Here is a 6,661-nt window from a genome sequence, read left to right as displayed (position 1 = left end):
TTACGCCCGCCGTGCGCCCCCGCTCCACGACTGGGTGGCAGCCACGATCAACCGCGCCCGCGGCGCGCCGCGGCGCACCGCGGCCACCGCGTCCAGCGGCGAGCCCTTGCCCACCTTCACCTTGAGCCACGGGTAGTCGGCATGCGCGCGCGCGGTGGCTTCGTAGGCGGCGACGTCGCGGATGCCGATGGTCACCGCGCTGTCGACCGGCTGCCATTGGCCGATGCCCGCGCGCGTCCACGCCGGCACGCCGCTGCGCCGGGCTTCCAGATCCCACAGCGCCGCGTCCAGCGCATGCCGCGCGCCGCCGGCAGGCAGCAGCCGCAGCAGGTCGTGGCGGTCGCAGCCCTGCTCCATTTCCGCGCGCACCTGCTCGATCTGCGCGAGCATGCTTTCCGGCGTCTCGCCCTGGTAGGCGATGCCGCCGGCCTCGCCGCGGCCGACCAGGCCATCCTCGTGCAGTTCGACGATGACCACGCGCGCCTCGCTGCGCACGCCGCGGGCGATGGCGAACGGTTCCCTCAGTTTCCAGGCATGCGGCCTGGCGTGCAGCGTACGCATCGTCGTCGCCTCATCCCATGATCGAGGCGACCACCTGGTCCAGGCGGCTGCGCATCGGGTCGAAGGCAGGCACGCCGAGCTCGCGCCCGGCGCGTTCCAGCGCTTCCTGCGCGGCGGCATCGTCCATCGCCGAGGTGTTCAGGCTCACTCCGACCAGGCGCGCGCCGGGATTGGTCAGCCGCGCCGCCTGCAGATACAGGTCGCGCGCCACCGCCAGGCCCGGCACCGGGTAATCCGGCCAGCTGACCAGATGCGTGCGCAGCGGGTCGTGGCACAGGATCAGGCCATCGGCCTGCGAGCCGTGCAGCAGGCCGAGGGTGACGCCGGCATAGGCCGGATGGAACAACGACCCCTGCCCTTCGATGAGATCCCAGTGCTCGGGAGCGGCTTCCGGCGAGATGCATTCGGCGGCGCCGGCGATGAAATCGGCGATCACCGCATCCACCGCGATGCCGGCGCCGGCGATCATGATCCCGGTCTGGCCGGTGGCGCGGAAATCGGCGTCCACGGCCTGGCCGCGCATCGCCCGTGCCAGCGCCAGCGCGGTGTATTTCTTGCCCAGCGCGCAGTCGGTGCCGACCATGGCCACGCGCTTGCCGCTGCGCCGCTTGCCGGTGGCGCGCGGCAGGTTGTCCGGCGGACGGCGCACGTCCACCAGCCGCGCGCCCGAACGCGCAGCCGCCGACGCGAGGCCGGGCACCGATTCCAGCGGCGTGTGCAGTCCGCTGACGATGTCCAGGCCCGCTTCGACCGCGGCGATCAGCAATGGCCCCCAATGTGCGGGAATGCGTCCGCCGACCGGGGTGACGCCGATCACCAGCGAACGCGCGCCGGCCGCGGCCGCGGCGGCGGGGTCCATCTCCGGCAGGCCGAGGTCGATGCCACCGCCGGGCAATCGCGTCTGGCCGATGCAGTCCGGCGCGCTCCAGTCGCGCAGGCCGAAGGCGGTCTTGGCCTTCAGCGGATTGGTCTCCTCGCCCAGGAACAACAGGTAAGGCATGTGCAGGACCACCCTGCCGGGCGCTGCGCTCATGGCTTCGCCTCCCTTCCCGCCTGCCGCCGTTCATTCGTGTATCGCATGGCTGCCACCTTTGCCCGAGCTCGATATGACCCTTGCCATTCGACCATATCGCGCGCCGCCGCGAATCGGGAAAAACCCGGATATTCCCCGCCGCGTCCGACCGCCATCCATCGCGCCGGCGTCCACCTCCTCCGCCACTTGCCAGCGCGGTGGGCCGCTGTTACATAGCCATGAACGCCGTTCGCCGCATGCCTGCGCGCGATGCCGCCGCCGCGATGTCCGCAGTTCCCGGGAGATGCCATGTTGATGTTCGATGCCACCCGCGCATCCGCCCATGCGGACGGACTGGCCGTCGAACGCGCGGCGCTGGTGAAAGCGCTCGACATGGCCTCGCTGTGGCAGGCCTGTGCGGCGCTGATCAACAAGGCGCTGCCCTGCCATTCCTGCAGCCTGCTGTTCGACATCGACGGCTACCAGCCGCTGCAGGGCCGCCATCACCTGGCCGGCACCGGCGACGACGGGACCCGCCTGGTCACCAGCCTGGAAGTGGCCGCGCCCTATCTGGACGCGAACCCGCGGATCCGCTGGTACACGTTCTCGCAGATCGCCTCGCAGGATGCGCTTGCGCCGGAACGGCTCCGGGCGCAGAACCCCGCGCCGGCCTGGCGCGAGTTCATCCACCTGGCATTCTGGGACGGCACGCGGCTGGAAGCGGTGCTGAGCATCCGCATCCTCACCGCGCACACCGAACTGGCCGATGCCGAACTGGCCTTCCTGGCCGAACTGTATCCCTTGCTGGACGCCAGCCTGCAGCGCGTGCGCATGCTCGAATCCGACCGCCTGCGGCACAAGGCGGTGGAGGACCTGCTGTACGAACTGCCGCTGGCCGCGGTGCTGGTGGACCAGGCGCTGGCGCCGTCCTACATGTCGCGCGAAGCCAAGCGCATCTGCCGGCGCTGGAGCGCCGATACGGAACGCAGCGGGCGCTTGCCGCGCGCGATCGAAGCGCCGCTGCGCCGCTGGATGGAAGACGCCACCGGCGTGGCCACCGCGCCCGGGCAACGGGCAAGCTTCGCCATCGCGCACCCGCAGCGCGCGGGGGAGGCCCTGCGCGTGGAGATCAGTTCGGCGCCGGGCAATTCCTTCCGCCATGCGCAGCACCTGCTGATCCTCGCGCCCGACGGCGACGCCGATGAAGCGGCCGAGGCGCCCTCGGCACGCGCCCTGCCCGTGCTGCAGTGCCTCTCGCCCAGCGAGCGCAAGGTTGCCGGCCTGGTCGCCTCGGGACTGCGCAACGAAGCCATCGCCGAGCGCCTGTGCCGCTCGCGCAAGACCATCGAGTCCCAGATCAGCTCCATCTTCCGCAAGTTGAACGTCGCCAACCGCACGCAGCTGGCGCGGCTGCTGAACTGAACCGTCGCGGCCGCGCTCCGGCCCTTACGGAACGAACACGAAGTAATCGTGGGCGGCGCGCGCGACCTGCGCGATCATCCGGTCCCTGGCCTGGTCGCCGGCGCCGGAGACGAGATACACCGCCACCACCATCTCGCCCCTGCCGCCCGGCAGCGTGATCACGCCCACGTCGTTGATCACCTCGTCCACCGTGCCGGTCTTGTGCGCGACCGGCGTGGCCTCGGGCAGCATGCCCTTCAGCCGTCCCTGCCCGGTGCGGCAGTCCAGCAGGATCGCCTTGAGCACGGCGGTGGTATCGGGGCGCAATGCCCTGCCCTCCCAGATGCGCCGCAACAGTTCGGCCATGCCCGCCGGCGTGCTGGTATCGCGCGGGTCCTGGTTGTACAGGCGGGTGAAGCGCCGTTGTTCCTCGACGCTCCGCACGGTCGCGTCGAGAACCGCATAGGCCTCATGGCTGATCGGCCGGTCGGCCGACACCTCGAGCTCGCCCATGTAGTGCGCGAGCATCTCCCAGATGTAGCGGTCCACGCGGATGCCGCCGATGCCCAGCGCGCGCATGCGCGCGTCCACCGCGGCCGGACCACCGCCGAGGCGGGTCAGGATGTCGGTCGCATTGTTGTCGCTGACGGTCAGCATCATGTGCAGCAGGTCGCGCACGGTGATGGCCGAGCCCGCGCTCAGATGGGTGTCCATCGGCCCGCCCATCGCCGGGTAGATGTCGGCCGCCTGCAGCAGGACCTGCTGCCGCAGGTCGAGCCGGCCCTCGTCGACCAGGGCGAGGATGTGCACGGCGACCGGCACCTTGACCGTGCTGGCCATCGGAAAACCGCTTCCACCGTTCACCTGCGCGCTGCGGCCGCTGCGCAGGTCCAGCACATAGGCGCCGACCTTGCCGTCGAATGGGGCGACTAGCCGGTCGAGCTCCCGTTGCAGGCCATCGGCCGACGGCGGCGCGGGCGCGGGCGCGGCGACGGCCGGCGCCACGCCGGGCAAGGCGAGGACGAAGGCCACCAGCGCGGCCGCAAACGGGAGCCGGCGCCAGTGCGGCAAGGCGGCGATCAGTGCGTGCATGGGTTCTCCATCGTTCGGGGTGAGCGCGACGACAGCGGCACCGTCGCGGCCATGCGGCATGGGGTGCCGCTGCGCGCTGGAAAGCGTGCCGTCAGTGCGAAGCCGGCACCGCCGCCTTCGCCCGCCGTACCGCTTCCAGCACCGGCTCCAGCGGCAGCGCGGCCGCGGTGCCGCGATGACCCTGCACGGTATGGGCGCGGAACAGCGAATTGACGATGGCTTCCTCGGTCGCCTCGGCGGCGGCCTGGAACAGCGGCGACATGGCCTCGCCGGCGACACTGCGCGCCGGCTGCACCGCCACCTCCGGATCGCGCCGGTTCTCCTTCGCCGTGGAGAAGGCGATGACGTAGTCGCCCGAACCGTTGGACATCACCGAGCCGGTACGCGCCAACCCGACCAGCGCCCGCTTCGCCAGCCGCTGCAGCTGCGCCGCGTCCAGCGGCGCATCGGTGGCGACCACCATCATGATGCTGCCGTCGCCGGTGCTCGGCGGCGGCACTGCCAGGCTGCGCGCGTACGCCGCCGGGTCCGGCAGCGCCTTCCAGACCGGCACGCCGGCGATGGTGAGTTCGCCGCCGAAATTGCTCTGCACCAGCACCCCGACCGTGTAGCCGCCATCGGCTGCGGACAGGTGCCGCGAACTGGTGCCGATGCCGCCCTTCCAGCCGAAGGCGACCGTGCCGGCGCCGGCACCGACATCGCCTTCCTCCACGTCGGCATAGGACGGCGAGGCCAGGGCGCGCTCCACCAGCGACGGCGTCACCGGCCGTGCGCGGATGTCGCTGAGGTAGCCGTCGTTGGTCTCGCCGACAACGGGATTGATCGAACGCACCTGTTCCATGCCCGGCTGGCGCAGCAGCCAGTCCACCGTCGCGTCGGCGACCTTCCAGGTGCTCAGCGTCCCGGTCAGCAGGATCGGCGTCTCCAGTTCGCCCAGCTCCTGCACCTGGGTGATGCCGGCCAGCTTGCCGTAGCCGTTGCCGACGACGATCGCCGCCGGCACCCGCTGCCGGTACAGGTTGCCGGCATGCGGCAGGATCGCGGTGACGCCGGTATGCAGGCGCGTGCCCTCGTTCAAGGTCGCATGGCCGACGCCGACCCCGGCCACGTCGGTGATGGCATTGCGCGGCCCGGTCGGCAGCGTGCCGATCACCACGCCGGCCTCGCGCGCGCGCGGCCGCTGCTCGGCCGCGGACGCCGCCGACGCGGCGCCGCCGGCAGCCAGGGCGAACAGCAGGATGGACCAAGGCTTCATCATTCGGGATCTCCAGCAGCAACCGTGGACAAGGCCGCCACAGTACCGGAAGCCCCTTCCGGTTCGTGGCGCCCACGCGGGAACCGGATCGCGGTCCCATCGCCCGATGCTGCCGCCGATGCCACGTCCGTGCATCGGGAGAAATCCTGATTCTCGCCTCCAGCCCCGCGTAAAAAACAAAGAGCCCCGAACAATCGGGGCTCTTTAGGCTTTTTAATCACCAGTCAAGGTGAAGTGTTCGCTAGAACGGAATATCGTCGTCGGCGAAATCGTCCATCGGCGGCGGGGCCGGCTGCTGCTGGGCCGGCGCCTGGCGCTGCGGGCGCTGGCCGTAGCCGCCGCCCTGGTCCTGGTTGCCATAGCCGCCACCGCCGCCCTGCGGGCGCGGGGCCTGCTGGCGCTGCGGGCGCTCGCCGCCGCCGTAACCGCCACCCCCACCACCGCCACCCTCGCCACGGCCGCCGAGCATCTGCATCTCGTTGGCGACGATGTCGGTGGTGTACTTCTCCACGCCGTCCTGGCCGGTGAACTTGTCGTAGCGGATCTCGCCTTCCACATAGACCTGCGAACCCTTGCGCAGGTACTCGCCGGCGATCTCGCCGAGCTTGCCGAAGAACACCACGCGGTGCCATTCGGTGCGTTCCTGGTTGTTGCCGTCGCGGTCCTTGCGCACGCTGGTGGTGGCCAGGCTGATGCGGGTCACGGCCATGCCGCTCTGGGTGTACTTCACGTCCGGGTCGTTGCCGAGATTGCCGACCAGGATGACTTTGTTGATGCCGCGGGCCATGGGATTCGCTCTTTGCGTTGTGTGCCGGGAATGCGCCGACGACCGCCGGCGCCCGTGGTCCCCGGTACTGACGCCGGGAGGGAACGGGACGCAGGATAGTAGCAACCCATCCCCTTCCCGCCCACCCTGCCGCCATCATCCAGCGCCCTGCACCGACAGGCTTGCGAGGTAATCGCCTACGTCGGCGGGCCACTGCCGCAGGCGCCCGGCGAAGCCGGCCTCATCGCCCGCGAACAGGGCGCGGCTGGCCTCCTCGAAGCCCGGCAGGTCGCCGGCCAGCGCCAGCATCGCCCGGTACTGCGCCTCGCGGCGCTGGCGCAGTCCGCCGGCCCCATCCTCGCGCCGGCGCGCCTCCTCCACCAGCCTGCGCAGGGCCGACGAGGCCCCGCCGGGCTGGGCGGCCAGCCATTCCCAGTGCCGCGGCAGCAGGGTGACCTCGCGCGCCACCACGCCCAGTCGTGGCCGCCCGCGTTCCTTCGGCGCAGGCGGCTGCGCCTGATCCGGCACCGGGAAGCGCGCCTGCAGCCGCTCCAGCACCTGCGCGGCATCGCCG

7 protein-coding genes are annotated in these 6,661 nt (G+C 71.2%); 1 reads left to right on the top strand and 6 read right to left on the bottom strand.

Annotated features, from left to right (window positions below; translation table 11 throughout):
- Both QMX80_RS17695 and QMX80_RS17690 read right to left on the bottom strand, forming a co-directional pair.
- Nucleotides 1-561 carry a hypothetical protein gene (locus QMX80_RS17695; protein WP_282278487.1) on the bottom strand — a complete coding sequence of 187 codons (561 nt, stop codon included), beginning with the start codon at nucleotides 559-561 and terminating at the stop codon, nucleotides 1-3.
- Nucleotides 562-571: 10 nt separating this feature from the next.
- Nucleotides 572-1,594, bottom strand: coding sequence for a DUF1611 domain-containing protein (locus QMX80_RS17690; protein ID WP_282278486.1), 1,023 nt, complete (start codon nucleotides 1,592-1,594; stop codon nucleotides 572-574).
- 288 nt (nucleotides 1,595-1,882) lie between these two features.
- On the opposite strand from QMX80_RS17690, the gene QMX80_RS17685 reads away from it, so the two are divergent.
- Nucleotides 1,883-2,995 (top strand): LuxR C-terminal-related transcriptional regulator, encoded by a 1,113-nt coding sequence (locus QMX80_RS17685; RefSeq protein ID WP_055768080.1) that lies wholly within the window; start codon nucleotides 1,883-1,885, stop codon nucleotides 2,993-2,995.
- A gap of 24 nt (nucleotides 2,996-3,019) precedes the next feature.
- Here the strand turns inward: QMX80_RS17685 and bla are convergent, their stop codons facing one another.
- From bla to QMX80_RS17665, 4 genes are all read right to left on the bottom strand, one after another.
- Entirely contained in the window at nucleotides 3,020-4,066 is a 1,047-nt protein-coding gene (bla, locus tag QMX80_RS17680; protein ID WP_282278485.1) for a class A beta-lactamase, read from the bottom strand.
- Between the two features lie 91 nt (nucleotides 4,067-4,157).
- Entirely contained in the window at nucleotides 4,158-5,324 is a 1,167-nt protein-coding gene (locus QMX80_RS17675; RefSeq protein ID WP_282278483.1) for a P1 family peptidase, read from the bottom strand.
- A 238-nt stretch (nucleotides 5,325-5,562) separates the two neighbouring features.
- Entirely contained in the window at nucleotides 5,563-6,108 is a 546-nt protein-coding gene (ssb, locus tag QMX80_RS17670; RefSeq protein WP_055768074.1) for a single-stranded DNA-binding protein, read from the bottom strand.
- Between the two features lie 135 nt (nucleotides 6,109-6,243).
- On the bottom strand, nucleotides 6,244-6,661 hold a 418-nt coding region (locus tag QMX80_RS17665), incomplete at its 5' end, for a DUF2239 family protein (RefSeq protein WP_282278481.1).

The organism is Stenotrophomonas sp. PS02297, from assembly GCF_029959705.1.
Classification (GTDB): domain Bacteria; phylum Pseudomonadota; class Gammaproteobacteria; order Xanthomonadales; family Xanthomonadaceae; genus Stenotrophomonas; species Stenotrophomonas nitritireducens.
This window is presented reverse-complemented; position numbering and strand designations above follow the sequence as displayed.

What these genes read in the sequence shown, in the direction of transcription:
- QMX80_RS17695 (WP_282278487.1), bottom strand. Translation starts at nt 561, where the DNA reads ATGCGTACGCTGCACGCCAGGCCGCATGCCTGGAAACTGAGGGAACCG.
- QMX80_RS17690 (WP_282278486.1), bottom strand. Translation starts at nt 1,594, where the DNA reads ATGAGCGCAGCGCCCGGCAGGGTGGTCCTGCACATGCCTTACCTGTTG.
- QMX80_RS17685 (WP_055768080.1), top strand. Translation starts at nt 1,883, where the DNA reads ATGTTGATGTTCGATGCCACCCGCGCATCCGCCCATGCGGACGGACTG.
- bla (WP_282278485.1), bottom strand. Translation starts at nt 4,066, where the DNA reads ATGCACGCACTGATCGCCGCCTTGCCGCACTGGCGCCGGCTCCCGTTT.
- QMX80_RS17675 (WP_282278483.1), bottom strand. Translation starts at nt 5,324, where the DNA reads ATGATGAAGCCTTGGTCCATCCTGCTGTTCGCCCTGGCTGCCGGCGGC.
- ssb (WP_055768074.1), bottom strand. Translation starts at nt 6,108, where the DNA reads ATGGCCCGCGGCATCAACAAAGTCATCCTGGTCGGCAATCTCGGCAAC.